The organism is Burkholderia sp. ABCPW 11 (assembly GCF_001523445.1).
Classification (GTDB): Bacteria; Pseudomonadota; Gammaproteobacteria; order Burkholderiales; family Burkholderiaceae; genus Burkholderia.
This window is the reverse complement of record NZ_LOVM01000008.1, coordinates 334364-359850: the sequence shown is the minus strand read 5'-3', so window position 1 is coordinate 359850 and position 25487 is coordinate 334364. Positions and strand designations below refer to the sequence as shown.

General features: G+C 64.7%; 23 protein-coding genes. 11 read left to right on the top strand and 12 right to left on the bottom strand.

The window, feature by feature from the left end:
• The 3 genes from WS61_RS05660 to WS61_RS05650 all read left to right on the top strand — a co-directional run.
• On the top strand, nt 1-261 hold a 261-nt coding region (locus WS61_RS05660; RefSeq protein ID WP_157692679.1), incomplete at its 5' end, for an SDR family oxidoreductase.
• A 126-nt stretch (nt 262-387) separates the two neighbouring features.
• Nucleotides 388-1605: a patatin-like phospholipase family protein gene (locus WS61_RS05655; protein ID WP_059499619.1), complete on the top strand. Its 1218-nt coding sequence runs from the start codon at nt 388-390 to the stop codon at nt 1603-1605.
• A 60-nt stretch (nt 1606-1665) separates the two neighbouring features.
• The gene (locus tag WS61_RS05650) at nt 1666-2130 is read left to right on the top strand and encodes a hypothetical protein (RefSeq protein WP_059499618.1); all 465 of its coding nucleotides are present in this window, start codon (nt 1666-1668) and stop codon (nt 2128-2130) included.
• A 40-nt stretch (nt 2131-2170) separates the two neighbouring features.
• Here the strand turns inward: WS61_RS05650 and WS61_RS05645 are convergent, their stop codons facing one another.
• Nucleotides 2171-3055 carry a LysR family transcriptional regulator gene (locus WS61_RS05645; RefSeq protein ID WP_059499617.1) on the bottom strand — a complete coding sequence of 295 codons (885 nt, stop codon included), beginning with the start codon at nt 3053-3055 and terminating at the stop codon, nt 2171-2173.
• A 121-nt stretch (nt 3056-3176) separates the two neighbouring features.
• On the opposite strand from WS61_RS05645, the gene argC reads away from it, so the two are divergent.
• Nucleotides 3177-4118 carry an N-acetyl-gamma-glutamyl-phosphate reductase gene (argC, locus tag WS61_RS05640; RefSeq protein WP_059499616.1) on the top strand — a complete coding sequence of 314 codons (942 nt, stop codon included), beginning with the start codon at nt 3177-3179 and terminating at the stop codon, nt 4116-4118.
• Between the two features lie 65 nt (nt 4119-4183).
• Here argC and WS61_RS05635 read toward each other — a convergent pair whose 3' ends face one another.
• On the bottom strand, nt 4184-5107 hold the full coding sequence (locus WS61_RS05635) for a LysR substrate-binding domain-containing protein (RefSeq protein ID WP_059499615.1): 924 nt from the start codon (nt 5105-5107) through the stop codon (nt 4184-4186).
• Between the two features lie 115 nt (nt 5108-5222).
• Between WS61_RS05635 and WS61_RS05630 the strand changes: the two genes are divergently transcribed.
• Nucleotides 5223-6308 (top strand): tartrate dehydrogenase, encoded by a 1086-nt coding sequence (locus tag WS61_RS05630; protein WP_059499614.1) that lies wholly within the window; start codon nt 5223-5225, stop codon nt 6306-6308.
• A 473-nt stretch (nt 6309-6781) separates the two neighbouring features.
• On the opposite strand, the gene WS61_RS05625 is transcribed toward WS61_RS05630, so the two are convergent.
• From WS61_RS05625 to WS61_RS05610, 4 genes are all read right to left on the bottom strand, one after another.
• On the bottom strand, nt 6782-7261 hold the full coding sequence (locus WS61_RS05625) for a nuclear transport factor 2 family protein (RefSeq protein WP_027781811.1): 480 nt from the start codon (nt 7259-7261) through the stop codon (nt 6782-6784).
• 64 nt (nt 7262-7325) lie between these two features.
• Nucleotides 7326-7931 carry a TetR/AcrR family transcriptional regulator gene (locus tag WS61_RS05620; protein WP_059499613.1) on the bottom strand — a complete coding sequence of 202 codons (606 nt, stop codon included), beginning with the start codon at nt 7929-7931 and terminating at the stop codon, nt 7326-7328.
• 553 nt (nt 7932-8484) lie between these two features.
• Entirely contained in the window at nt 8485-9513 is a 1029-nt protein-coding gene (gene tdh, locus WS61_RS05615; RefSeq protein WP_059499612.1) for an L-threonine 3-dehydrogenase, read from the bottom strand.
• Between the two features lie 13 nt (nt 9514-9526).
• The gene (locus WS61_RS05610) at nt 9527-10726 is read right to left on the bottom strand and encodes a glycine C-acetyltransferase (RefSeq protein ID WP_059499611.1); all 1200 of its coding nucleotides are present in this window, start codon (nt 10724-10726) and stop codon (nt 9527-9529) included.
• A 158-nt stretch (nt 10727-10884) separates the two neighbouring features.
• Between WS61_RS05610 and WS61_RS05605 the strand changes: the two genes are divergently transcribed.
• From WS61_RS05605 to WS61_RS05595, 3 genes are all read left to right on the top strand, one after another.
• Nucleotides 10885-11496, top strand: coding sequence for a helix-turn-helix domain-containing protein (locus WS61_RS05605; RefSeq protein ID WP_059499610.1), 612 nt, complete (start codon nt 10885-10887; stop codon nt 11494-11496).
• A 142-nt stretch (nt 11497-11638) separates the two neighbouring features.
• Complete coding sequence (locus WS61_RS05600) at nt 11639-12016, top strand: DUF2471 family protein (RefSeq protein ID WP_059499609.1); 378 nt, start codon at nt 11639-11641, stop codon at nt 12014-12016.
• A gap of 102 nt (nt 12017-12118) precedes the next feature.
• Nucleotides 12119-13138, top strand: coding sequence for a tyrosine-type recombinase/integrase (locus tag WS61_RS05595; RefSeq protein WP_059499608.1), 1020 nt, complete (start codon nt 12119-12121; stop codon nt 13136-13138).
• Between the two features lie 135 nt (nt 13139-13273).
• Here WS61_RS05595 and WS61_RS05590 read toward each other — a convergent pair whose 3' ends face one another.
• A complete protein-coding gene (locus WS61_RS05590) occupies nt 13274-14455 on the bottom strand; it encodes a DNA-binding protein (RefSeq protein WP_059499607.1) in 1182 nt (393 codons plus the stop codon).
• Nucleotides 14456-16276: 1821 nt separating this feature from the next.
• Here WS61_RS05590 and WS61_RS05585 point away from each other — a divergent pair.
• Nucleotides 16277-17644: a replication initiation protein gene (locus WS61_RS05585; protein ID WP_006480193.1), complete on the top strand. Its 1368-nt coding sequence runs from the start codon at nt 16277-16279 to the stop codon at nt 17642-17644.
• Nucleotides 17645-17732: 88 nt separating this feature from the next.
• On the opposite strand, the gene WS61_RS05580 is transcribed toward WS61_RS05585, so the two are convergent.
• A complete protein-coding gene (locus WS61_RS05580; protein ID WP_034205811.1) occupies nt 17733-18794 on the bottom strand; it encodes a ParB/RepB/Spo0J family partition protein in 1062 nt (353 codons plus the stop codon).
• Nucleotides 18795-18817: 23 nt separating this feature from the next.
• Entirely contained in the window at nt 18818-19480 is a 663-nt protein-coding gene (gene parA, locus WS61_RS05575; RefSeq protein WP_006480195.1) for a ParA family partition ATPase, read from the bottom strand.
• A gap of 976 nt (nt 19481-20456) precedes the next feature.
• On the opposite strand from parA, the gene arsC reads away from it, so the two are divergent.
• Nucleotides 20457-20813 (top strand): arsenate reductase (glutaredoxin), encoded by a 357-nt coding sequence (gene arsC / locus WS61_RS05570; RefSeq protein WP_059499633.1) that lies wholly within the window; start codon nt 20457-20459, stop codon nt 20811-20813.
• 135 nt (nt 20814-20948) lie between these two features.
• On the opposite strand, the gene WS61_RS05565 is transcribed toward arsC, so the two are convergent.
• Together WS61_RS05565 and WS61_RS05560 are read right to left on the bottom strand one after the other, a co-directional pair.
• Nucleotides 20949-21164: a zf-HC2 domain-containing protein gene (locus WS61_RS05565; protein ID WP_059499606.1), complete on the bottom strand. Its 216-nt coding sequence runs from the start codon at nt 21162-21164 to the stop codon at nt 20949-20951.
• Nucleotides 21142-21741 (bottom strand): RNA polymerase factor sigma-70, encoded by a 600-nt coding sequence (locus tag WS61_RS05560; protein WP_059499605.1) that lies wholly within the window; start codon nt 21739-21741, stop codon nt 21142-21144. The genes WS61_RS05565 and WS61_RS05560 overlap by 23 nt, the downstream gene beginning before the upstream one ends.
• A 376-nt stretch (nt 21742-22117) precedes the next feature.
• On the opposite strand from WS61_RS05560, the gene WS61_RS05555 reads away from it, so the two are divergent.
• Nucleotides 22118-22672 (top strand): NADPH-dependent FMN reductase, encoded by a 555-nt coding sequence (locus WS61_RS05555; protein WP_059499604.1) that lies wholly within the window; start codon nt 22118-22120, stop codon nt 22670-22672.
• 106 nt (nt 22673-22778) lie between these two features.
• Here WS61_RS05555 and WS61_RS05550 read toward each other — a convergent pair whose 3' ends face one another.
• Nucleotides 22779-25028 (bottom strand): hybrid sensor histidine kinase/response regulator, encoded by a 2250-nt coding sequence (locus WS61_RS05550; protein ID WP_059499603.1) that lies wholly within the window; start codon nt 25026-25028, stop codon nt 22779-22781.
• Nucleotides 25029-25487 lie beyond the last annotated feature (459 nt).

The following is a 25487-nucleotide window of genomic DNA, read 5'->3' as shown; positions in this document are numbered from 1 at the left end:
AAGCACAACGTGCGCTCGCACGTCGTGTGTCCGGGCTTCGTGCGCACGCCGCTGGTCGACAAGCAGATTCCGGAGCAAGCGAAGGAGCTCGGCATCAGTGAAGAGGAAGTGATCAAGAAGGTGATGCTCGGCAACACGGTCGACGGGGTGTTCACGACGGTGCAGGACGTCGCGCAGACGGTGCTGTTCCTGTCGGCATTCCCGAGCGCGGCGCTCACGGGCCAGTCGTTCATCGTCAGCCACGGCTGGTTCATGCAGTAACGCCGGCGTTTCCCCGGCGGCAGGCGAGTTTCCGCGCCGCCGCTATTCTTGCGATGGCGTGCCGTCGTCGACCGACGCCACGCCATCCCTCACCGCCGTCCACGGCGGGATTTCTCGGAGCAACTGATGAAACCGCACGCGCGTACAGAAAAGCAGGCCGTCGATGCGGCGGACCTGCACCACGAAGCCGGTGCGCCGGCCGCTGCGCGGTCGCTGCCGTACGAAACGATCGCGCTCGTCCTGCAAGGCGGCGGCGCGCTCGGCGCGTATCAGGCCGGCGTATTCGAAGGGCTGCACGAAGCAGGCATTCCGCTCGACTGGATCGCCGGCATCTCGATCGGCGCGCTCAACACCGCGCTGATCGCCGGCAACGCGCCCGAGCATCGCGTCGAGCGCCTGCGCGAATTCTGGGAAACGATCTGCCAGCCGGCGTTCTTTCCGGCGATTCCGGCCGCGTTCGAATTCGCGCTGTTCAACAGCATCGATCAGGTCCGCACGTTCTTCACCGCGTCGCAGGCCGCCAGCGCGATGATGCAGGGCCAGCAGGGCTTTTTCGTGCCGCGCTTTCCGCCGCCGCTGCCCGGGGTGTCCGATCATCCGGAAAAAATCAGCTGGTACGACACGTCGGCGCTGCGCACGACGCTGCTGAAACTGTGCGACTTCGACCGGATCAATTCGGGCGAGACGCGCGTGTCGGTCGGCGCCGTCAACGTCGGCACCGGCAACTTCGTGTACTTCGACAACTCGCGCATCCGTCTCGCGCCCGAGCATTTCATGGCGTCCGGTGCGTTGCCGCCCGCATTCCCGCCCGTCGAGATCGACGGCGAGTACTACTGGGACGGCGGCGTCGTGTCGAACACGCCGCTGATGGAAGTGCTCCGTGCCCGGCCGCGTCGCGACACGCTCGCGTTCCAGGTCGACCTGTGGAGCGCCCGCGGGCCGCTGCCGCGCACGATGGCCGACGTCGCCGAGCGCACGAAGGACGTGCAGTATTCGAGCCGCACGCGTTTCGTCACCGATACGCTGCAGCGCGAACAGCGCTACCGCAACGTGCTGCGTCACGTGCTCGACCAGGTGCCGGAAGAGCAGCGCAAGAACGACCCGTGGTGCGTCGAGGCCGAAGAGATGTCGAGCGGGAAGAAGTACAACATCCAGCATCTGATCTATCAGCAGAAAGCGTACGAGCATCACTACAAGGACTATCAGTTCGGTCTGTCGACGATGCGCGACCACTGGTCTGCCGGTCTCGACGACATCCGCAAGACGCTCGCGGTGAAGGACGGCCTCGCGCTGCCCGTCAACGACGCGGGCTTCGTCACGCACGACATTCACCGCCGCCGGTAATGCCGCGTGCAACGGGCCGGCGCGCCGCATGCGCCGGCCCGTCCTCCTTTCCGATTCGACATGCCGATTTTCATTGCGCTATTCGCGCTCATCGCCCTGGGATGGGGCGCCGTTCACCTGTTCCACGTCATCGCCGCGCAGTTCGGCCAGCCGGTCGCGATCGCGGCCGCCGTGCTGGCCGCCGCGCTCCTGATCGCACTGATCGCGTGGTGGCTCAAGCGCCGTCGCGACATCGCACCGAACACGAAGGAACAAGGCTGGACGCATATCGTGCATCGCGCGTGGGGCGAGTTGCGCGTGTCCGCGACGCAAGGGCTGCTGTGGCTGTCGCATGACGGCGCGGACGGCCGCTATACGCTGTCGCAGCTCGACGGTTGCGAGGCCGCACCGATCGACGGCCGCTGGCATCTCGTCGTGCGCGTGCGCGACGCCGTGCGCGGCGAATGGAAGCTGCCGATGATGGACAAGCGCGATGCGCGGCGCTGGGCGCGCGTGCTGATGCTCGCGAAGGACAACCGGCTCTGAACGCGCGTTCGGGCCGCACGGCCCGGCCGCGCTCGGCCCGCTATCGCGCGCCGAGCGCCCGCAGCGCATCGAGCACGTGCTGCGTGGCCCGTTCGACCGGGCCGGCTCGATGGGCAATCCCCAGCTCGCGCCACAACGCCGGGCGTAACGGCCGCATGACGATGCGCGCATCCGGCAACGGGGCGCCCGCCTCGTGCGGCAGCAGCGTCGCGCCGTAACCTGCGGCGACCAGGCTCTTGATCGCATCGTTGTAGTTGAGCGCGATCCGCGGCTCGGGCCGGTGGCCGCCGAGCGCGAACCATTCGGTCGTGAGCCGCGACAGGCGCGTCGTCGCATCGTTGAGAATCAGCGGCCGCGCGGCCAGATACGACGGCGTCACCCGGGCCGGAAGCGGCCAGTCCGCGGGCAGGAAAGCCATCACCGGATCGCGGCGCCATGGGCGGATCGTCAGCCCCGCGACCGGCGCTTGCGGCAGCGCGACCAACCCGACATCGAGCGTGCCTTGTGCAATGCGCGACAGCGTGTCGTGCGACGTGAGCACCGCGATCTGCACATCGATATCCGGATGCTTCGCACGCAATCCGGCCACTGCCTGCGGCAACAGATGCGCGATCGCCCCGGTCGATGCGCCGAGGCGTACGCGCCCGGTCAACCCCTGCACCTGTCGCTGCACGTCGTCCAGCGTGGATTCGACTTCTGCCAGCAGACGCCGCGCCCGCTCCACCAGCACTTCGCCGATCACGGAGGGGCGCACGTTGCCGCGGGTGCGCGACAGCAGCGGCGCGCCGACACGGCTTTCGAGCTCGGCAACATGCAGGCTGACGGTCGGCGGAGCAAGATGAAGCCATTGCGCCGCCGCCACGAAGGAGCCCTGGTCCGCGATCGCGACCAGCGTACGCAGGCGGTCCAGACTGATTTCGCGCATCACACACCTCTCGTTCAGGAAAGCTGAATCGGACGGTCAGCAAATTCAACTTTTCCTATTCTAGGCTTTCGGTGGACGATACGGCTTCCCCCGACGACCGAACGCGACGAACACGACCATCATGAGCTTCCCCACTGTCTTCATCGACGGCGACCAGGGCACGACCGGGTTGCAGATTCACGCGCGTCTGCGCGACCGCAGCGACGTGCGGCTGCTCACGCTTCCCGCCGCCGAACGCAAGGACCCCGCGCGGCGCGCCGACGCACTCAACGCGTGCGATATCGCCATCCTGTGCCTGCCCGACGCGGCCGCGCGCGAAGCGGTCGGCTTCATCCGGAATCCGGCGGTACGCGTGATCGACGCCAGTTCAGCGCATCGCACGCAGCCTGAATGGGTCTACGGCTTTCCCGAGATGGCCGACGGACAGGCGCGACACATTGCGCAGGCCAAGCGCGTGACCAATCCGGGCTGCTATCCGACGGGCGCGATCGGCCTGCTTCGCCCGCTGCTGCAAGCCGGGCTGCTGCCGCGCGACTACCCGGTGAGCATCCATGCGGTGTCCGGTTACTCGGGCGGCGGGAGGGCCGCCGTCGATGCATTCGAATCGGGCGACGCCGCCGCACGCGCGTTGCCGCTGCAGATCTACGGCCTCGCACTCGAGCACAAGCACGTGCCGGAGATCCGGCAACACGCGGGGCTCGCACACCGCCCGTTCTTCGTGCCGGCCTACGGTGCCTATCGGCAAGGCATCGTGCTCACCATCCCGATCGAGCTGCGCCTGCTTCCGGCCGGGGTGACGGGCGAGCGGTTGCATGCCTGTCTCGCGCATCACTACGCGGATGCGCGTCACGTCGACGTGATGCCGCTCGCGGACGCACGCGCGGCAACGCATCTCGATCCGCAAGCGTTGAACGGCACCAATGATCTGCGGCTCGGCGTGTTCGTCAACGCAGACGGCACCCAGGTGCTGCTGTCCGCCGTGTTCGACAATCTCGGCAAAGGGGCATCCGGCGCCGCCGTGCAGAATCTCGACTTGATGCTCGGCGCGCGACACGCGGCGTGACGCGCCCGCAGGCATCGTCGACGGTGCCTGCGCACGCCCCCGTAAAAGCTCACCTTTAGCCGGTTTCAGGCAGTATCGTCACCCGCGGCGGCATCCAGGCCGGCCAATGCCTCCACCAGAAAATCCACGCACACGCGCACCTTCGCCGACGCCGCGACGCGTTCCGGATACACGGCCCAGATGTTCGCGGGCTGGATCGCATCGGGCAGTACGCGACACAACGCGCCGCCCTCGATCAGCGGCCCGGCCTCCCAGATCGAGCGCAGCACGATGCCGCGCCCGGCCAGCGCCCATTGCACGGCCACCTCGCCATGGTTCGTCGACAGCGCGCCGCCGACCTTCACCGTAGCCGTTTCGCCGCGCACGTTCAGTCGCCATACGCCGAACGGATGATCGCGCTCCTTGATCGCGAGACAGTCGTGCGAGGCCAGATCCGCGAGCGAGCGCGGCGTCCCGCGGCGGGCGAGATAGTCGGGCGACGCGCACAGCACGCGATGGTTCGCGGCAAGGCGGCGCGCGATCAGATGATCGGCGATTTCGTCGCCGATGCGCACGTCGAGGTCGTAGCCCTCGCCGGCAACATCGACGAGCCGGTCGAACAGATCGAGCCGCACGTTCAGTTGCGGATAACGCGCGCTGAAGTCGAGCAGCGCCGGCGCGACGACGTGCCGGCCGAAGCCGAAGCTGCTCGACATGCGCAGCGTGCCGCGCGGCACCGTGCGCGTGGTCGACACGTCCTCGACGAGATGATCGACGTCGTCGAGAATCTTTTCGGCGCGCGCGAGCACGCGTTCGCCGGCTTCGGTGACCGTCATGCGGCGTGTCGACCGATGCAGCAGGCGCGTGCCGAGCTGCGCCTCGAGCATCGCGACGCGCTTGCTGACGTACGCGGGCGACACCGCGAGCTGTTCGGCGGCCGCGCTGAAGCTCGCGAGGCGGACGACCACGCTGAACACGCGCAGGTCGTCGAGGTTCGGCGATTTATTCACGATTCGTGGAAAGTCGATTAACTTTTGCGCGATTTTAATCCATATGGAAATAAATAGAATGACGTGACGGGCCGCTGCCTTCCCGGCAGCCGGCCGAACAGCCAAGGAGATTTGCATGACCGACAGGACTTACAGGATTGCCGTGATCCCCGGCGACGGCATCGGCCGCGAAGTGATGCCCGAGGGCGTGCGCGTGCTCGACGCCGTGACCGCGCGCTTCGGCGTGCGTTTCGACTTCGTCGAGATCGACTGGGCGAGCTGCGACTACTACGCGCAGCGCGGCACGATGATGCCGGACGACTGGAAAGCGCAACTGTCGGGCATGGACGCGATCCTGTTCGGCGCGGTCGGCTGGCCGGCGACGGTGCCCGATCATATTTCGCTGTGGGGCTCGCTGCTGAAATTCCGCCGCGAATTCGACCAGTACATCAACCTGCGGCCCGCGCGCCTGTTCGACGGCGTACCGTCGCCGCTCGCCGGCCGCCGCGCGGGCGACATCGATTTCATGATCGTGCGCGAGAACACCGAGGGCGAATATTCGTCGGTCGGCGGCACGATGTTCGAAGGCACCGAGCGCGAAGTCGTGATGCAGCAGTCGATCTTCACGCGGCACGGCACCGAGCGCGTGCTGAAATTCGCGTTCGAGCTCGCGCAGCGGCGCGCGAAGCGCGTCACCGTCGCGACGAAAAGCAACGGCATCGCGATCAGCATGCCGTGGTGGGATGCGCGCGCGGCCGAGATGGCCGAACGCTATCCGGAGATCGCGGTCGACAAGCAACACATCGACATCCTGTGCGCGCGGTTCGTCCTGCAGCCGGACCGCTTCGACGTCGTCGTCGCGTCGAACCTGTTCGGCGACATCCTGTCGGATCTCGGGCCGGCCTGTACGGGCACGATCGGCATCGCGCCGTCGGCGAACCTGAACCCCGACCGTACGTTCCCGTCGCTGTTCGAACCCGTGCACGGTTCGGCGCCCGACATCGCGGGGCAGTACATCGCAAATCCGATCGCGATGATCTGGTCGGCCGCGATGATGCTCGACTTCCTCGGTAACGGCACGGGCCGCGAACGCGACGCGCACGATGCGATCGTCGCCGCGATCGAGGACGTGCTGCGCACGGGGCCGCGTACGCGCGATCTCGGCGGCAACGCCGGCACGCAGGAAGTGGGCGAGGCGATCGCCGCGCGGATTGCGGGTTGAGTGAGGGTTGTGCCCGGCGTTCGCGCCGGGCTGCGCTGCGCTCAAGCAGCCGTCTGCGGTGAGCGACACGCGATGCGGTTACGCACTTGTGCGGACTCCACCGTTGCGTCGGCGGTGAAGTCGAGCGATGAGCAACGACACATCGCAACGCGCACGGCTCGTGCGGTTTTCCTTGAAAAGTCGAAAGACGATCCGATCGGTGAGTTGCACGTCGCGCTCGCACACACCGATCGTCGATGCACGATCGCTTCGGCGCGATCGGTGAGATGCATCGCGCAGGGAAGCACACCGCAGCACTTCGACGCATGCCTCGCTTTACTCATGCGATGTCGCGTCGATCTGTTCAATGCACACAGCTCGACGCGACATTTCACCTCGTCCCGAAAAATCTCACCTTCAGCGGGCGGCTCCCGAATTTCCTCACCATTGAACCCGGCCGATGCGTTCGCCGATCCGTTGAACGTGTACGAGCATCACAGCCCGAGGTCGGACAACCCCGGATGATCGTCCGGACGACGGCCGAGCGGCCAGTGATAAAGACGGTCCGCCTCGCGAATCGGCAGATCATTGATGCTCGCGTGACGATGCGCCATCAGGCCGTTTTCATCGAACTCCCAGTTCTCGTTGCCGTACGAACGGAACCAGTTGCCCGCGTCGTCATGCCACTCGTACGCAAAGCGCACCGCGATGCGGTTGCCGCCGAACGCCCATAGCTCCTTGATCAGCCGGTAGTCGAGTTCGCGCGTCCACTTTCGCTGCAGCAGCCCGACGATCTCGTCGCGGCCCGTCACGAACTCCGCGCGATTGCGCCAGCGGCTTTGCGGCGTATAGGCGAGCGACACGCGTTGCGGGTCGCGCGTGTTCCACGCGTCCTCGGCGGCGCGCACCTTCTGGCGCGCCGTTTCGAGCGTGAAAGGCGGAACGGGCGGACGAACTTCGGGGGAGGCGGACATGGGTTGCTCCTGTTCAGGGTTCGGGCTGCGAATGCACACAGCCGGTTCGGATGCGCTGCGTCGGCTACCGCGATACGGTATCGAGCAGCAGTTCAGCGGTCGCGCGCGCATCGCGCGCGGCGTTTGCATCGCCACTGACGAGCGCCACGCCGATCGCGCCGTCGATCAACACGAGCCACTGTCGCGCGAGGCGTGCGAGCCCGCGGCGCTCGATGCCGGTTTCGTCGGCATGGGCGTCGAAGCGCTCGCGCACGAACGCCAGCAGGCGTGCCTTGTGCATGCGGGCCACGACGCGCACGGGATCGTCGGCGTCGGGTATCTCGCCCGATGCATTCAGGAACGCGCAGCCGTGAAAGTCGGGCTGCCCGAACCAGTCGCGCAGCACGTCGAACATGCCGAGCAGTTGCGCGCGCGGCGTCTTGCCGCGCGCCAGCGTCGCGTCGACGAACCAGTGCATCCAGCGCTCGTCGCGACGTTCGAGCGCGGCGACCACCAGCGCCTCTTTCGATTCGAAATGCGAATAAAAGCTCTTTCGTGCCGCACCGGATCGCTTGACGATCGCATCGACACCGGTCGCATGGATGCCGCCTGAATAGATCAGCGCTTCGGCCGCGTCGAGCAGCCGGTCGCGAACGCCGGGTTCGCCGGCGGAATCGAGAGATGTGTTCATGGGTTTACGGTAGAACGATCGTTCTCCGCCGTCAATACCCGGATGAAAAGTCCCTGCTGGTGGGAGGGGCGAATCGTGCCCGACGCGCCGGCGCGTCATGTCGAGCCTTCGGCCCGACACGAGCGGATCGAAGGGTGAACGGATCAGGTAGCGGCCTACGCACCGATCGAGGACGATCGATGTGGATGGCATCGTGCATTAGTGAGTCGCGACGCTGCATGCGACTCACTGTTGATGTGCCGGATCGGCACGATATCGCACACGGTGGCGTGCGAGCGCTCGCACGCCAAGTAAAGCGGGGGAGGGTGTGGAAGGGGAGAAACGGGCGCCGAATGGCGTGACGGAAAGCAGCGACGCGTGTATCGACGGGTGAAGCGAACATGCAATTGCACGTCACCGACGTGGGATCGCGTGGCGATTCGGCGCGCAGACACGGCTCCCGAATATTCTCACCTCAAGCGTCGAATCGCGCTTCCGAGGTTCGACGGTGCGCGTACGAACGAACACGGGGCAGGCGGCGAACGCGCCGCGCTGCCCCGTCTCGACACGCGACTCAGACCGTCCAGTCGAGAATCACCTTGCCGCTTTCGCCGGACAGCATCGCGGCGAAGCCTTGCTCGTAATCGTCGGCCGCGAAGCGATGCGTGATGATCGGCGACAGGTCGAGGCCGCTTTGCAGCATCGCGACCATCTTGTACCAGGTCTCGAACATTTCGCGACCGTAGATGCCCTTGATCTCGAGCCCCTTGAAGATCACCTGATTCCAGTCGATCGCCGTCTGCGCGGGCGGGATGCCGAGCAGCGCCACCTTGCCGCCGTGGTTCATCGCCTCGAGCAGGCTCGTGAACGCGCTCGGCACGCCGGACATCTCGAGACCGACGTCGAAGCCTTCGGTCATGTGCAGGTCGGCCATCACGTCGCGCAGCGACTCGCGCGCGACGTTGACCGCGCGCGTCGCGCCCATCTTGCGCGCGAGCGCCAGCCGATAGTCGTTGATGTCGGTGATGACGACGTTGCGCGCGCCGACGTGCTTCGCGATCGCGACGGCCATGATGCCGATCGGGCCCGCGCCGGTGATCAGCACGTCTTCGCCGACGAGATTGAACGACAGCGCCGTATGCGTCGCGTTGCCGAACGGATCGAAGATCGACGCGAGATCGTCGGAGATCTCGGGCGGAATCTTGAACGCGTTGAACGCCGGAATCGCCAGGTATTCGGCGAACGCGCCTTCGCGGTTCACGCCGACGCCGACCGTGTTGCGGCACAGATGCCTGCGCCCGGCGCGACAGTTGCGGCAAAAACCGCAGGTGATGTGGCCTTCGCCGGACACGCGATCGCCGATCGCGAAACCGCGCACTTCCTGCCCCATCTCGACGATCTCGCCGACGTATTCGTGGCCGACATGCATCGGCACCGGAATCGTCTTCTGCGCCCAGTCGTCCCACTTCCAGATATGGATGTCGGTGCCGCAGATCGCCGTGCGACGGATCTTGATCAGCACGTCGTTGTGGCCGACTTCGGGGCGCTTCACGCGCGTGAGCGTGAGGCCGGGGCCGCGTTCGAGCTTTGCCAGTGCTTTCATGGTCGCGCCTCCGTCAGACGATGCCGAGCGACTTGCCGACGCGCACGAACGCGGCAACCGCCTGGTCGATCTGTTCGGGCGTATGCGCGGCGCTCATCTGCGTGCGGATGCGCGCCCGGCCGCGCGGCACGACGGGGAACGAGAAGCCGATCACGTAGACGCCCTCGCCGAGCAGCTTGTCGGCCATGTTCGTCGCGAGCTGCGCGTCGCCGAGCATCACCGGGATGATCGGATGCGCGCCGGGCACGAGCGTGAAGCCGGCTTCGGTCATCTGCTTGCGGAACCGCGCGCCGTTCTCGCGCACGCGCTCGCGCAGCTTCGCGCCCTCGTCGCTGCCGAGCAGTTCCAGCACCTTCAGCGACGCCGCGGCGATGCTCGGCGTGAGCGTGTTCGAGAACAGATATGGGCGCGAGCGCTGGCGCAGCAGCTCGATCACCTCGCGACGCGCGGCGACATAGCCGCCCGAGGCGCCGCCGAGCGCCTTGCCGAGCGTGCCGGTGATGATGTCGACACGGCCTTCGACGCCGCAGTGTTCGGGCGTGCCGCGGCCGTGCGTGCCGATGAAGCCGACCGCATGCGAATCGTCGACCATCACGAGCGCGCCGTAACGATCGGCGAGATCGCAGATGCCTTTGAGGTCGGCGATGATGCCGTCCATCGAGAACACGCCGTCGGTCGCGATCAGCTTGTGGCGCGCGCCCGCGGCGTCGGCTTCCTTGAGCTTCGCCTCGAGGTCGGAAAGATCGTTGTTCTTGTAGCGCAGACGCTTCGCCTTGCACAGGCGAATGCCGTCGATGATGCTCGCGTGATTCAGCTCGTCGCTGATCACAGCGTCGTTCTCGTCGAGCAGCGTCTCGAACAGCCCGCCGTTCGCGTCGAAGCAGCTCGAATAGAGGATGCTGTCCTCGGTGCCGAGAAACGCGGCCAGCGCGCTTTCCAGTTGCTTGTGAACGGTTTGCGTGCCGCAGATGAAGCGCACCGATGCCATGCCGAAGCCGTCCTGGTCGAGGCCGGCTTTCGCCGCGTCGATCAGGCGCGGATCATTCGCCAGGCCCAGATAGTTGTTCGCGCAGAAATTGAGCACGCCGGCGCCGCCGGCGAGCCGCACGGCTGCCGCCTGGGGACTCGCGATCTCGCGCTCGGTCTTGTAAAAACCGTCCGCGCGGATCTGGTCGAGCGTCCCGCGCACCTGGGCGAGAAAGGCATCACGCATCGCAAAGCTCCTGACAGGGATTCGCATTCCGCAGCGCACGGCTCGTGGCGGCGCTGCGGCCTGCTACTGTTATAGTCGGTCGTTCGGTTGACCGCATTTATCCGATATTCCGAACTAGAATTCGAAATATCGAACAACTCTAAGCGAACGGAATTCAAATGGCAAGTTCCTCCGGATCGCGGCGCACGCGTGCCGACGCCGCCCCGCAGCCGCCGGCCGCGACCCCGCCGCGCGTGGGCGAGCAAATCCAGCGCCTGCGCAACGAACGCAAGCTGACGCTCGACGACCTGTCGCGCGCGGCCGGCGTATCGAAATCGATGCTCTCCGAGATCGAACGCGACAAGGCCAACCCGACGATCGCCGTCGCGTGGCGGCTGACGAACGCGCTCGGCATCACGCTCGACGAACTGTTCTCGCAGCCGAAGGCGCCCGAGACGATCCGCGTGGACGGCCCGCACGACATTCCGACGCTTGCGGGCCACGACGGCCGGTACCAGTTGCGCGTATGGGGCCCGATCGATCTCGCCGGCAAGTTCGAGTGGTACGAGCTGACGCTGCCGGGCGGCGGCGCACTGGTATCGAACGCGCACGAACCCCGCACGCGCGAGCACCTCACCGTGCTGCAGGGCGCGATGGAAATCGAAGCCGCCGCGGCCAGCCGGCGCCTGAAGGCGGGCGACACCGCGCGCTACCCGGCCGACGAGCCGCATGCGATCCGCAATCCCGGCAAGACCGAAGCACGGGCCTTGTTGATCGTGATACATCGCTGACGGCGCGTATAGCCGGCCAAAAGGTCAATCGCGGGCCAGTTGCGGAAAGTACTGTATGTTTGTACAGTAAACGGACATTCCGCCATGCAAGGGCCGGAGCTGGCGCACCGAGGCGCCCGCCCCGGTCGACAGGGAGCCTGCAATGACAGAAGAACAAGACTTGGCCGCGCTCAGCTTCAAGGCTGCCGCGCACGACCTCGAATTGATCGTTCGCCATATCGCCGGACGCTACATCCGTCAGCGCGTGCCGCTGACGTGGCGCCTGCTGCACGCGATCGAAGCCGAAGCGCTCGCCGATCTCGGCTTCGCCAGCCGGCACGACGCTGGCATGCGTCAACTGTTCGAACGGCCGTCGGACATGACGTTTCCCGAGACGGACGATCCGATCGACTTCGGGCGCTCGAATGCGTTGCCCGCGGTCTTTTCATTCGCCGTTCTCGCTTACGAAGCCGCGGCAACGACGCACGATACCGCGCGTCCCGCGCGCGCTCACCGCCAATCCAAGGCGTGGGGCGACTGATGGCCCAGCCCCGGCCGCGGCGCACTGCGGCCGGCTCACCCGTTTGCCGCCCGATACGTTGCGGAAAGGGCTACCATATACGCAACTAACGGAATTAATGCCATGTCCCTTCCCGCCTCTCCCGACACCACCACCCCGCCGGAAGAAAAGGATCTGTTCGACCGCGATGCGTCCGACTGGGTCGTCTCGCCCGAAACCGCGTTCGACGCGTGGCTGGCGATGCAGAACTATCGCCGCTCGTCGGCCGATGTCTATCGCGCGCAATGGGGCGCGTTTCTCGCGTGGATGCGTGCACATCAAAAGAACCTGGCGACGGTCGATACGCCGACCATCGCGAACTTCGTCGGCGAGTTGCCGATCAAGAAAACGCAGCGGATGCGCTATCTTCGGCTGATCGAGCGTGTGCTCGATCATGTCCGCCGCACCGAGTACGCATCGACCAACCCGGCCCGCTTCATTGCTCAGGATGGCGAAGCGAACTGGCGAAAGGCCCGCGACAACGAACCGACCGGTTTCCTCACGCCGGCGGAGCGCGCGACGTTGCTCGCGTATCTGTTTTCGCCGATCGGCGTATCGGGTTCCGCGTACTGGAAGGAACGCCGTGATCGGGCGCTCGTCGCCGCGTTTCTCGGTGCCGGCATCAAAACCGGAGAAGCGCGCGCACTTACGATTAGTTGCATCAATACGAGCACGACGTCGCTGCGGATCGAGTCGACGCATCCGGATTACGCACGCGAAACCCATCTGGCTTCGTTCGCGATCGCCTTGCTCGAAGCCTGGCTCACCGAACGCAAACGCCAGCAGATTCCGGGGGAGCTCGTCTTCCCCGCATCGCATGCCGGGCGGCCGATGCACAAGGCGACGATGCTGCGCGCGATCGACGCGATCGTCGAATCGGCCGGGCTCACGTCGTCACGCACCGCGCGTGCAAGCCCGCAAACATTGCGCAATACCTACGCGGCCGAGCTGTTCGAACACGACGTGCCGCCCGAGCGCGTTGGCAAATGGCTGGGCTTCATGCGGCCGATCTCGTCGAATCGCCTGCATCGCGCATGGAAAAACTGGCGCGACGGGCTGGCCGACGGCAGCGGTGACGCATCCGACCGCGACGAAACTCACTGATCGGAAACGGCTGCTCACGCGAATCGATCCGTGAGCAGCCTTGCGTGGCGCAGCCTCACCCTTTCACAGCTCCCGAAAATCCTCACCGCGGGCTTCTCGGATCCTCTCACCTGTGCAGCGTTGCCGGCCTTCGGGTCAGGTATGCGCGAAACGCGCGGCGGCTTCGAAGCGGGACGGCCATGCGCCCGACGCGTGCTCGCACTCGGGGCACGTGACTTCGAAACCCTCGTCGCCATGTGACAGTTCCGGTTCGCCATCGCAATGCGGACACCGGGTCGGCGCCGGAATCTCGTGATCCAGCGAGGTGCCGATCGCGGCATACGCATCCGCATCCAGTTGTCCGGCGTCGGCCAGGCGCCGCAGCAGCTCGGCGATTTCCGGATTCATTCCGCGGTTCGCACGCAACGAGCTCATGTCGCGCGTTGCGCGGTCCAGTTCGTCGCTCTGGGCGCGCAACTGTTCTTCGAGCCGGTCGGCACGCGCCTTCGCCGAACTCAATTGCTGCAGGAAATCGAACTCCTTGCGCTGAACGTCGCGCAATCCGCTCTGGTAGGTCGACGCCATGCTGCGCAACGAGTCCAGTTCGACCAGCATCGGTTTGACACGGCGTTCGGCTTCGGCCACCGCATCCTTGATTTGCTGCGCGTAGTGCTCGGTGCGCTGCTGCAATTCGGCTTGCAGCGCATCGATGCGGTCGCGCAGCGCGGCGTTCTGTGCCTGTTCGGCATCGATCCGGCTGGCAGCTGCGGCCAGTTCCTTTTCCAGTCGGGCGACTGTGGTGAGCAATGTGGCTTCGCTTGCCGAACCGTGGGTGGTTTGCGACGCGAGCTGCACCTCGAGTTCGGTCACCCGCGCCTGCAATTGCTCGTTTCTCGCTTCACCGCGCGCGAGCGCTCCCTCGAGCGTTTCCTGGCGGACGGTTGCGTCCCGCAATCGCTGCTCGGCGTCGGCGATGTCGGCGCGAACCTTTTCCCGGTCTCCATCGAGGCTGTCGCGCGCGGCTTTCAATGCCTCTTCGTAGAGCGCGCCGAGCAACGCGCCGGCCTTTTCCTCGACGGCTTTAGGTATCGCCGCGCCGTCGAGCCTGATTTTGGAGGCGGAACGGATGCGTTCCCAGAAATGGTCGATGTCTTTCGGGATGTCGCTGGCGCTGCCGGTCTGGGTGAGATCGCGGACGTTGGCGGCCGACGGCCGGATACCGAGATCGAAGAACAAGCGCTTGCACGCATGCAGCGACAATTCCTGGCGCCGCGCACCGCTTGCGCGCAGCAATTCCAGTTCTTCCCGAATGACTTGACGCATTTCGTCCAGGGTCATGGCAACACTCGCAGACAATGAATGTGGCAATCATAACGAAATACGTATCTATTGATACTTCTTTCGAGGGTCCGTTGTGAATTTACGTCGCTTTGCACAGAAATCGGGGTTCTGAGCCGATCCTGCCGAAGGTAGGCTGGAATTCCGTGAAACAAAGCGAAGAAAATCAGCCAAGCCCTTGTATTACAAGCGATTTCCAGCGAGCCCCGAATTTGGGCATTTGTTTCACATGACGACGAATCCGGTTGCCCGTGGGTGTTCAGGGGTTGGGGTGTCTGTGGAAAACTCGTCGGCCGATGTCTTGAGAGTATTAGAAGTAAACACCCTTGAACCCTTAGTTAAAAACGTTAACGCCACGGCACAGCCTTATGGGGCAAGGCTTTCCGGCCGACAAGGTGAAGTTTTACGGGAGCCAAGGTGATCTTCTGCGGGAGCTGACGTGATGGGGTTCAGGGAGCTGCGTGAGCCGTTGCAGGAAAGGTCGTGAGCGGATTCGGGATCACAGTAAAACACGAGTTTTCCCAAAGGTGAGGGTTTTCGGGGCCGCACAGCCACGAAAGCCGCGCGGCGCCTGACTGCACAGTTTTCTGCCCGTGCAGACATAGGTGAGAATTTGCAGGACCTGCTTTGCGCCCCGATTCTGCCCATCTTTTGGGCAGATTTGGCGAAAGGTGAGGTTTCACGGGACTCCACGGGAATTTGCTGTGAGGATTTCCGGGAGGCGGACGCCATTTTGCACAGCAAAAGTGCTTTCCGGGGCCTGTGATGCCCCAAAGGTGAGGTTTTTCGGGAGGGAAATCCGGGTTTTCCTGCTCTGATCTCCTTAAGGTGAGCTTTTTCGGGGCGTCGGCCACAGGCCGTGACTTGGCTCACAGGTGAGGTTTTTCGGGAGTCGTATTTGCTGAAAAAATGGTCAAAGGTGAGGCTTTTCGGGACCTGTGACCGGCCCAATTCGCCGAAAAGCCCGCCAGGACTGGAAGAAATCTCGTTTTTTCTGTGCCACCTTTTGGCACAGGTGAGGATTTTCGGGAGGCGGCATACGGGTGTCGTATGAAGGATCCCGGTCGAAAGGTGAGGGTTTTCGGGGGATCGCGGCGCTGCACAGCCAAATGCCTTCCATGCATAAGTATCGGAACGGATTGGGATTTTTGATACCGCGCCGGTTACGGTGAGGCTTTTCGGGAGCCATTTCCGTGCCCGCTGCTGTGCCGCATTTTCCCGAAAGGTGAGCGTTTTCGGGAATGTTCGGCAGCCAGTCCCGCGTGTGTCGGGCCTTCGTCGCTATCCGGACAAATCAACATGCTGTGCCAGAGGTGAGCATTTTCGGGACCCGACACGATTCGTGCACTGTACAATGCCCGCCCGGACTGGCCGAGCAATCACTGATCGGGGTCGCACGCGCCGGTTTCGCCGGCGGTTTTCCACGAGTCGAAGTCGAACCGATCTTCCAGTGGGCCGCGCCTGTACATGCATACAGGCCTATCTGCGGCGCTCGGGGAGGAACGGTGAGGTGCAATCGCGACCCTGTGTCGGACTCACGGCTGTGAAGTCGCAAAATTACGACAAATCGAAAGGTGAGCCGATACGGGAGCCAATTTCGCACGTGTCGTGCACAGGTGAAATTCTGTGAATCGGCGCATGCCGCGGCACGTCTGGAAGAGTCCGGAACGTCGTACTGGCGGACCGGTGAGCCTTTTCGGGAGCGGTTCGGGTGAGCGCCGTTTTGCCGGTGCGCTTCACCGGCTATGGTGAGCATGTCGTTCTGGACGCACATCACCGCAGGCGCTATCCTTCCGGGAAACTTCTCCTCCGACCCGACGTATGGCCACGACGAAGCGCGCCAAGAAAACCGATGTGGATGTGGTGAGTGCCAGTTCAGCCGAATTGCGAAAGGCCGTCGAGGCGATCGCCATTCAGCCGAAGAGCGGCAAGATCACGCTCCTCACTCGCAAGCTGTTCAATGTCCTGCTGGCCGTCGCGCAGCAGGCCGACGACTCGGGCGACACGTATCGCGCGCTGCTGTCGGACATCGTCGCCAACTCCGCTTTCGATTCGAACGACACCGCGTTGGTGAAGGAACACCTGCGCCGCATGGTGTCGGTGCAGGTCGAATGGAGCACGGGAACCTCGAGCCAGAAGCCGGGCCGCAAGTGGGGGATCTCCACGCTGATCGCCGATGCGGAAATTCTCGAGGATCCGACGACCCGCCGCGTGTGGGTCGAATTCTCGTTCGCACCGAAGATCAAGAAGAAACTGCTCGACCCGGTTCAGTATGCGCGCCTGAGCCTGCAGTTCCAGAGCCAGCTGCGCAGTAGCGCCGGCCTCGCGCTGTACGAGATCTGCGTGCGCTACCTGACGAACCCGAGCCACCTGACGATGCGCGAGCCGTGGGAATGGTGGCGGCCCATCCTGTCGGGCACGCCCGACACGGAAGCCGGCGACGAAGCGAAGCGCGAGTACAAGTACTTCAAGCGCGACTACCTGCGGCCCGCGATCGCGGAAGTCAACGCGGTCACCAACATCTTCGTCGAGCTGATCGAGCATCGCGAAGGGCGTCGGGTTGCCGAGATCCAGTTCCGCGTGACCGAACGCAAGCAGCCGATGCTCGCGCTCGACGAACACCCGAACGTGTTCGACAGCACGCTGGTCGACCGGATGGTGAAACTCGGGATTCCGCTGAAGGAAGCGCAGACGCTCTATGCGGACAGCGAGGAAAACCGGATTCGCGCCGCACTGCAGATGACCGAGCAGCGGATGCGCAGCACGACGCTGCCGCCGGTGCGCAGCGCGCCGGCGCTGTTCAAGGATGCGCTGAAGAAGGGGTATGCGCCGCCGGTCGAGTCGGTCGACGCGCTGCCGGCCGGCACGCCGTCCGCGAAGGTCGCGGCGGCGCAACCGGACGATCTGAAGGCGCGCCTGCTGAGCGAGTTCGCGGCGTTCCGTCGCAAGGAAGCGAAGGTGCTGTACGAGGAGCAGGGCGACGCGGAGCGCGAAGTGGCGCGCGAGTCGTTCGAATCGGAGGCGTTGCCGACGATGGGCTCGCATCTGCGCGACGACTGGCGCAAGCGCGGCCTCGATTCCAAGCTGGCCGAGACGGCCTTTTTCGACTGGCTGGCGCAGAAGACCTGGGGCGAGCCGACGGATGGCGATCTGCTATCGTTCACGCTGAACCAGTCGCGGGCCGCTTGAGGCCCGCTCAGGCCCGCTGACGGGCCGCCGCCGGTCCTAGCCCTCGGGTGGGGCCGGCGTCCTCACCAAGCCCCGCCGGCCGCCTCCATCATTCCGACAACAGCATCCGCTCGAGCTGCTCGAGGATTGCGTCACGCTTGTCTTTCGGGAGGCCGCGCAGGCGCAGTTCGATGCGGTCTTCGCCATACGACTTCAGGTCTCCGACCGACTTGCCGCCGAGCTTGATCTCGAGACGCTGCGCATAGCGTTGACGGCCCGCGGCCTTCGGCGTCTCCTGTGCCGCGACGCGGCCCTTGACGATGTCCGACACCTGACGCGTGCTGAGATCGTCCGACACGATCTTGTTGATCAGCCGCAGCGTCGCCTCGGTGCCGCGCGCATTGTGATAGCGGCCGACCTGATACGCCATGTTCGACCCGAAGCGGTCGGGGCGCGCGACCATTTCCTGCATGATCGCTTCCGGCAACTTGCCGATCGACAGCGCGACGGCCACCGTCGACTCGTCGAGCCCCAGATGCTCAGAGAGTTCTTTCTGGCTCTGGAAATGCTTTTCGTCGAGGAAGCGGCGCCACACGACAGCGTTGTCGAACACCGTCTGCGAATCGCGCTGAACGTTGAGGTCGTAGCCGAGCTTGTAGCTCTGGATGCCGATCGGCACGTCGATCACGATTGCCTTGACCGACTCCTTGTTCGCTTCCTTCAGCGCCCGCACGCGACGGCCGCCGTCGCTCACGAAATACGTGCCCGGATTGTCGTAATCGGGGATCACGTGAATCGCCTGCTGCTGCCCCTGCTTCGCGAGGTTGACCGCGAGTTCGGCAATCGACGACTTCAGGTAGAAGTGCCGCGGGTTGAACGGGCTGTGCTTGATCGCCTTCAGCGGGAGCTCGATCACCTGCCCTGGCGCATAGCGATTCTCGAGGCGCCACGCGCGATATTGCTGCGATTCGTCGATAGACGGATCGATCGTGAATTCGGGAGCAGGCGGCGGTGCGATGTCTTTCTTCGCGGATTTGGTCGGCGCCGCGGCGGGCGTCTCGGACTTGACGATGCCGTCGATCGCATTGAGGCGATCAAGCGCCGTGCGCTTCTCGCTCGTCGTGATATCCGGGCGCGCTTGGAATCCTTTGGCAAATTGGGAGGGTTTCATGTGACTCCTTTATGCGCATAAAGTCAGGGCAGCATGGCGACGATTTCGTCGGCACATGCGCGAATTTCGGCCGCGGCCAGCTTGCCGCCGCGATCGTTCATCTGCAGTACGGTCTGACCGAGCGCCATTGCTTGCTTGTACGCTTCCCGAGTCGGAATCTGCGTCTTCAGCAGAGGGAAGCCGAGCTCCTCGAGTGCACGCTTGAGCTCGCGGGTCAGCATGCGCTTCTCTTCGGTCTTGTTCAGCAGGAAGACCGCGCGGAGGTCTTCGTTCATCACCTGTGCCTGCTGAATCAGTTTGACCAGCCCGACGCTCGACCAGTAATCGGCCGGCGACGACGATGTCGGGATCACGGCAATCGATGCGGCCAGCAGGACGACGCCGGAGACTTTCTCGGTGATCGACGGCGGGCAGTCCACGACGATGATGTCGTAGTCGTTGATGAACTTCTTGATCTCGCGATGGATCTGGCCGTCGGCTTCGGCAAGATTGACGACCGGAAACGGGATGCCATTGTCGCTGTCGCCGGATGCGCTCGACCAGTGAACCAGCGTGTTTTGACGGTCTGCGTCGATGACGAGGACGCGCTTCCCCTTTTCATGGAACGCGGCGCCGAGATGCATGGCAATCGTGCTTTTGCCGACGCCGCCTTTTTGTTGAGTGACTGCAATGATTTCCGCGGCCAATTTTCACTCCTGTTTGGGTCGTTGGAATTCTACAGGACGATATTTGAATTTCAATGAAATTGTCGTTCAACAACTACGCGTTGGCCATTCGGTCTATCGGTTTATGCGCATAAACGAGGCGGCGGCGATGGGTTGACGCATTTAGGCGGTGTATTGGCGATCGAGAGGCGGATGCCGACGGGATGGACTGCTCGAGGTTGGGTCCTCACGGCTGCCACAGCGTCGGAGGGCTGTTCGTTGCGAAGATGTCTCGGCGCGCTGCCCTTTCGCCGGACGAGCTGCGTCGCTTCCGAGCCGGGAGTTTGTGCGCATAAAGTCTGCGGCGGCCAGGACGAGCGACGCCGTCGTTAGAGCGTCCGGCATTCGCAAGTGAGAGGAGTGATCTGCGAGCCCGAGTCGAATGCGTGTCCACGACGGGCATCGCTGAGCGGAACGACGCGCATCGAGGCAGCGCCCTGTCGGGCCGCAGCGTTTATGCGTATAAACCCGACGCAACGAGTGCCTGTGATGAAGGGGCCGCTGGCAGGAATCTCGCCTGAGTCAGGCGCGCGACGATGTCGTGGCAGGACAGCATATAGATACGGCGATTGCCGGGCGCTCTAGCATCGACATGTGTCCAGACCCGGCGTCGCGAGTACCCCGCCCGACGATCACGGGCTTTATGCGCATAAACCAACCGCCTTGCCATCATGTATGCGTTTCAAGGCAGCGCTCACGAAGCATTGACTGCGCTAACCGCACTTCCTGGTCTCGCGAAGCAGGCCGCCCCGAATTTATGCGCATAAACAGAACCACTCTTTGAGACGTCTTCCCGGACCTGACGCACGCCCCTCTCCCGATCACCGCGCATCGCCAAACCGACCCGTCTCAGCGACCTGTCGAAAGGAAAGCCACCCTGATCTCGGTCGAACCACCCCACCGAGCTCCCCGATACAGACTGGCTACAATACAGGGCTCCACCATCCAGGCTTGAATGATGATCACGATCTACCACAACCCCCGATGCTCGAAGTCCCGCGAGACGCTGACGTTGGTCGAGTCGCTGAATACCGCCGACGCGCCGCTGAACGTCGTCGAGTACCTGAAGACGCCGCCGACGGTCGAGGAACTGGAAACGCTGCATCGGCAGCTCGGCCGTCCGGTTCGCGACATGCTGCGCGACGGCGAGGAGCCGTACAAGACGTTGAACCTGGCCCGCGCGGATTTGACCGACGCCGAAGCCTACGCAGCGATCGTCGCTCATCCGATTTTGCTGCAACGTCCCATCGTCGTGTATCGAGGCAAGGCGGCCATCGGTCGCCCGCCCGAGTCGGTGAGGGCGCTGTTCGAATAATTCTTGGCCGGCGTATTTTTCTTATTGCATCAACGTGGCTCAGCCCAACCCGGCACACGCAACGGCAGTCCAGGCCGACGCGATCGCCGGGCAACCTGCTCGCCGCCGCCGGAACGATACGTCGACACCGGATGCCTAGCCTCCACCGGGCGATCCATCGTCGTCGTCCGGGCCTCGCCCCGCCGCCGCTTTCGCAGCCGTCCGCAGCAGCGCGATCTGTTCGCGATAGGCGCGGCATCCGCTGCAGGTCGGCAAATGCACGCGCACCTGCAGGCGCTCGTGCAGCGTCAGATGCCGGTCGAGCGCATCCGACAGCAGTCGTGTCACGTCAGTACATTTCCCCGGCAGCATCTTCGGTCGTCATTCCTTTTTCGCTCAGGCAGGTTCGCAGGCGCGTACGCGCCCGGTACAGCAGCACGCTGCAGTGATTCGTCGTCAACGTCAACTCGCTGCAGATGTCTGCGATCTCGACGTCGAGAAATTCGCGCATCATGAACACGCGTCCGATCTGCTCGGGCAGATGGTCGAGGCAGACCTGGAACAGCGTCCAGAACTGCTGTTGCTGCAACAGCGTTTCGGGCTTCGGCCATGGTCGCGGTTTCGCATGCGCGGCCCAGTGTCCGTTGTCCTTGAACAGTTCGCGATCGAGTACGGATTCGCCGTCGAGCTCCGCATCGAGCGCGCTCAGGCTCACCATCCGCTGCCGTGCGCGCAGCACGTCGATCAGCTTGTTGCGCAGGATGCCGAATACCCAGGTCTTGTGGGCCGACAGCCCAGCGAAATCGCCGGCATGCGACCACGCGGCGGCCAGCGCTTCCTGCACGGCGTCTTCGGCCGCGTCGGCATCGCGGAGCTGGAGTCGTGCGAAGCGCAGCAGGTCGCGCCGCAGCTGCGCGAGATAGATGGGGTCGTCGTATGCGGACGGCATGTCTGGTTGGCAGTGTCTCGAAGCGAATCGCGCGAGCGTCGCGCAGCGGGCGCGTCGCGGTGCGAGCAGCTTACTGGGCGCGGTGCCGGCCTGCAACGCAATGTTCCGTCACGAATTCACGAAACCGGCCGCCGCGCTGCGCTATGCTTGCCGAACCTTGTCGCGCGTTGTCGCGCGTCGACGTCGGCGCGCGGCGGCAATCTGTAACGTCGGAACATAACGGTCGAGTTATCCACAATTTCTGTGGAAAACCTTGTGGAAAGTCGGCCGGACGGCCCCGTGGGACGGCTCGCGGGCTGGCTTGCCTATAAACAGACCTTTGTCGCCCGTTCGGAAGCAATCGATCCGATTCCTCACTCACCGGAAGGAGAATGCCATGTCCTATCGTATTGCAGTCGTCGTCGGCAGCCTGCGCAGCGCTTCGACGAACCGCGCGCTCGCGCACGCCGTGATCTCGCTCGCCCCCGCCGATTTTTCGTTCGAGTTCGTCGAGATCGGCGAACTGCCGCTGTACAGCCAGGACTACGACGCGGATTTCCCCGAAGTCGCGAAACGCTTCAAGCAATCGATCGAAGCCGCCGACGCGCTGCTGTTCGTCACGCCCGAATACAACCGGTCGATTCCGGGCGTGCTGAAGAATGCGCTCGACTGGGGCTCGCGCCCGTGGGGTTCCAACTCATGGTCGGGCAAGCCGGGCGCGGTGCTCGGCACGTCGCCGGGTGCAGTCGGTACCGCGCTCGCGCAGCAGCACCTGCGCAACGTGCTCGCGTACCTCGACGTGAAGACGCTCGGTCAGCCCGAGATGTTCATCAAGCACGATCCGGCGCGCATCGACGACCAGGGGCAGATCGTCAGCGAGGACACCCGCAAGTTCCTGCAGGGCTTCGTCGATCGCTATGCGGGCTGGGTGCGCCTGCTGAAATCCGCCTGACGTCGTCGGGCCGATCGACGCGCCCGTTCACGCCGTCGCGTCGGCGTCGGCGTCGGCGTCGGCGTCGGCGTCGGCGTCGGCGTCGGCGTCGGCCGCACGCGGCCGGTCACGCGCCGGTGTGTCGTGCGTCGCGCGCTTCGCGGATGCCCAGCAGGATCTCGTCGAGCAGCGCGATGTCGAACGGCTTCGACAGCACGCGGACGTTGACGGTGCGCGTACGGTCGAGCTCCTCCGCGTAACCCGTGACGAGAATCACGGGCAGCTTCCCCGGCCGTTTTTCGACCGCTTCGGCGAGGTCGATACCGTTCAGGCGGCCCGGCATGTGGATGTCCGAAATCACGAGATCGAACGTGTCGTTCGCCGCGGCGCCTTCGATCAGGCGCAACGCGTCGTCGGCGGTGGGCGCATAGGTCACGCGATGACCGAGCAGCGACAGCAGCGCTTCCGTGCCGGCCGCGACTTCGCCGTTGTCCTCGACGAGCAGCACGTGCAAGCCCGCGAGTGCCCCGCTGCCCGCGTCGTGCGCGCCGGCCGCCGGCCGGGCGACGACGTCCTCGGCGCGCGCGCGCGGCAGGTACAGACGCACCGACGTACCCGCGCCCACCGCGCTGTCGATCGTCGCGAGGCCGCCCGAGCGTTCGCAGAACGCGAATACCTGCGGCAGGCCGAGCCCCGTCCCCATCCCCTGCGGCTTCGTCGTGAACAGCGGTTCGAATGCGCGGGCGAGCACGTCGGGCGCCATGCCCGAACCCGTGTCGTCGAGCGAGATCTGCACGAAATCGCCGGTCAGCGGAAAGCCGTCCTCGCGGCGCAGCGTGACGTTGCGCGCGCCGACCGTGAAGCGGCCGCCCGTCGCCATCGCATCGCGCGCGTTGACCGCGAGGTTGATCACCGCGAGCTCGAGCTCCGCGACATCGACGCGGATCGGCCAGACGCCCGGCTCGATCGCGACGACCAGCGACGACTTCGATCCGAGCGACGTCTTCAGCAGTTCGCGGCACGTGCCGAGCCATTGCCCGACGTCGATCGTCTCGTTGTGCAGCGGCTGCTTGCGTGCGACGCCGAGCAACTGGCGCGTGAGCGACTGCCCGTTCTTCAGTGCGCGTTCGATCGCGTCGAGCTCCTTGTCGAGATGCTGCACGCCGCGCCGCCGCGCGATCTGCACGTTGCTCGAGATGATCATCAGCAGATTGTTGAAGTCGTGCGCGACGCTGCCGACGAGATTGCCGAGCGCCTGCATCTTGCGCGACTGCCGGTAGGCCGATTCGATCGAGCGCCGCATCGACGCTTCGGCCTGCCAGCGATCCCATGCTTGCTCTTCGGCCTTCAGCCGCTTGAGCGATAGCCAGATCACGGACCACAGCGCGACCGACGGCGCGAACATCGAGATGAACAGCACGCTCAGGTGTTCGTACCATTCATGCCAGATCGCCGACGTGCGGTACGCACAGCTCACGTAGACGGGATAGCTGCCGACCTGGCGATACGCGACGATCTCGCTGCTCGTGCCGTCGTGGCGCACGCGCACGACACCCGCGCGCGGATCGTTGTGCGGATTGCCGAACGTGACCGAGCGATCGGTGTGCGCAAGCGACGGCGGCGGCGGATACGACGCGATCACCGCGCCGTCGGAGCGCGCGAGCGCCATCGTCATCGGCGTGCTCGCGCCGCCGAGCAGGTCGCGGTAGAACGCGTTGAAATACGACGACTTCAGCGCGATCGACACCATGCCGGCGAACGAGCCGTCGCTATGGCGTCGCGCGACGCCCGTGTTGAACACGGGAATGTTCTCGAGCTTGAGCGGCCCCATCATCAGCCGCGAGATGTGTTCGATGACCTTGCCGTCGCGGATGCCGGCGAAGTCGTCGCGATTCACGATCGACGCATACGGCGCCGGATAGTAGAGGCTGTTGGCGAGCAGCATTCCGCTCGCGCCGAAGATCGACACGGCCGCCACCTGCGGATAGCCGCCGCCGATCGTGTTCAGCGCTTCGTGGATGTCGGATTCCTTGCTGCGCACGGTCGCGTCGTCCATGTCCTGCACGAGGTCGACGATGCGCGCATCGAGCGTTTCGCTCAGGTCGAACACCTTGAGCGCATGCTCCTCGGCGACGCGCACCGTGCGCATCGTCACGTCGCTCGCGGCGGCCTCGCGCGCCTTCAGGTCGTTGTACGCCATCACCACCACGTAGATGCACGGCAGCACGATGGCCGCGACGAGCAGCACGATCAGCGTCACGCGGCGCACCGCGAAATCGTGCTCGGGTGCGCCGGACGCGTAGCTGCCGTCGTCCTGCCAGTCGTCGGCGGGCGGGGGGGCGGAAGCTTGGGAGGCGGCAGGCCGTTCGGACGTCATCGAGGAAAGGGGGTGAAGCAGAGGTGCCTGCCATCATAAACGAGTTGCGGTGGCCCGCCGTGCGGCGCCGTACGCACGCGATCCGTCGAATCCACCCGCCGGAAACCGTCAGATTGAAAACGCGACGAATCCGGCAGCGCAAACGTACACAAGGAAAAATTTTGCGTGCTTATCTCGAAAATGGTCGCAGCTGTTTTCGGAATGGCGCGCGATCGGATCGATTCTGTTCGAAATGGTGAAAATGGCGAGTTGCATCGCCTCCGGTTTACTCCGAGAATCGCGCCTTGCTTTCCCCTATGACAGATACATGCGCCCGCCGGCGATTGCCGCGCGGTGCGTCGCGCGCACCTGCGTCGCGGCGCCCGTGCGCGGCTGCGAGGCGGTTGCCCCGCGCCCGAAACGCATGGCACTCAAGAAATGCGCCGCGCGGTCGTTAACGCGAGAGAGACCATTCCGTAT